The 1,854-nt window shown below is 63.9% G+C and carries 1 protein-coding gene; it reads right to left on the bottom strand.

The features are described 5' to 3' along the window. Window positions 1–1,854, bottom strand: a 1,854-nt coding sequence (locus tag DBR24_RS24405) for a condensation domain-containing protein (RefSeq protein ID WP_146189115.1), incomplete at both ends; no start/stop codon positions are given.

Here is a 1,854-nt window from a genome sequence, read left to right as displayed (position 1 = left end):
CAACGCGTGGTGTCGCCGTGGGTGAGGAACACGTCGAGCATCGACGGCACAAAGTGCAGCGTGGTGATGTGCTCGCGCTCGATCACTTCGCTGAGGTACTGCGGATCCTTGTGCCCCTCAGGCCTTGCCATGACCAGTCGGGCGCCGGTCATCAACGGCCAGAAGAACTCCCACACCGACACGTCGAAGCTGAACGGCGTCTTCTGCAATACCGTGTCGGCCGCTGTCAGCTGATAAGCGTCCTGCATCCACAGCAAGCGGTTGACCACCCCGGCGTGTTCGTTGATCACGCCTTTGGGTTGCCCGGTGGAACCCGAGGTGTAAATCACGTAAGCCGTGTGGTGCGGGGTCAATTCCGGTGCTGACAAATTGTCCGCCGGTTGCGATTGCCAGTGCGGCTGATCCAGATCGATCAGCGGCACCGTGACGTTACCGAGCAACGAGCGCGTCGACCCCTGCACCAACACCGCCAGCGGTGCACTGTCTTCCAGCATGTAGGCCAGACGCTCCAGCGGGTACGCCGGGTCCAGCGGCACATAACCGCCGCCGGCCTTGAGAATCGCCAGCAGCCCGACCACCATGTCCAGACTGCGTTCGACGCAGATCGCCACCCGCGAATCGGCCTGCACCCCCACTCCACGCAAGTGCCGCGCCAGTTGATTGGCCCGCGCATTGAGTTCGGCGAAGGTCAGCGACTGCTCAGCGGCCACCACCGCCGACGCCTGCGGCGAGCGCTGCACTTGCGCCTCGAACAGCCCATGAATTGTCTGCTCCAGATCGTAATCGACGTCAGTGGCATTGAACTCGACCAGCAAGCGCTGCTGCTCTTGCTGCAGCAACAGCGGTGCGTGCTCCAGCACCGCCTGATCGTTGGCAACCATCGCCTGCAACAAGCGCTCGAAGTACCCGACAAAGCGCTGCACCGTGGCTTCATCGAACAGCGCCGTGGCGTACTCCAGCGACCCGCGAATCGCCCCGCCGGCGTCACTCAGACTCAACGACAAATCGAACTTGGCAAAGTGGCTCGGTTCGGCCAGACCTTCCAGGCTCAGGTCACCCAGAGCCAGCGCCGGGCTTTCCAGACCGTCCCAACTGAGCAAGGTCTGGAACAGCGGACTGTGCGCCAGACTGCGCACCGGCCGGACGATTTCCACCACCTGCTCGAACGGCAGATCCTGATGCGCCTGGGCCGCCAGCGTCAGCGCCTTGACCCGCGCCAGCAGCCCTTCGACGCTGAGTTCACCCGACGTGTCGATGCGCAGGGCCAACGTGTTGACGAACATGCCGATCAGCCCTTCGATCTCGGCGCGGTTGCGGTTGGCCACCGGCGAACCGATCACCACCTCCGCCTGACCGGACAAACGACTGAGCAACATTGCCCAGGCACTCATCAGCGTCATGTACAGGGTCACGCCATGCCGCTGCCCCAACGCCTTGAGCCCGGCGCTGAGGCGTTCGTCGAGTACCACCGCGACACTGCTGCCGGCGTAGTCCTGCTGCGCCGGACGCGGACGGTCGCTCGGCAGCATCAGCAACGCCGGCGCCCCGGCCAGCGTCTGTTGCCAGAACTCACTCTGGCGCTGCAGCACTTCACCGCTGAGCCAGCGCCGCTGCCAGATTGCGTAATCGGTGTATTGCAGCGTCAGCGGCGGCAATGGATCCGGCTGACCGTGACTGAACGCCTGGTACAGCGTCATCAATTCGCGGGTCAGTACGCCCATCGACCAGCCATCGGAGATGATGTGGTGCAGGGTCAGCAACAGCACATGGTGATCGTCGGCCAGCCGCACCAGACGTCCGCGAATCAGCGGATCGTCCTGCAAGTCGAACGGCCCCGACGCTTCGCCCTGAATC

It is taken from the genome of Pseudomonas sp. HMWF006 (genome assembly GCF_003061205.1).
GTDB lineage: Bacteria > Pseudomonadota > Gammaproteobacteria > Pseudomonadales > Pseudomonadaceae > Aquipseudomonas > Aquipseudomonas monsensis.
The sequence above is the reverse complement of the archived record's forward strand: the minus strand, read 5'-3'. Positions and strand labels throughout refer to the sequence as shown.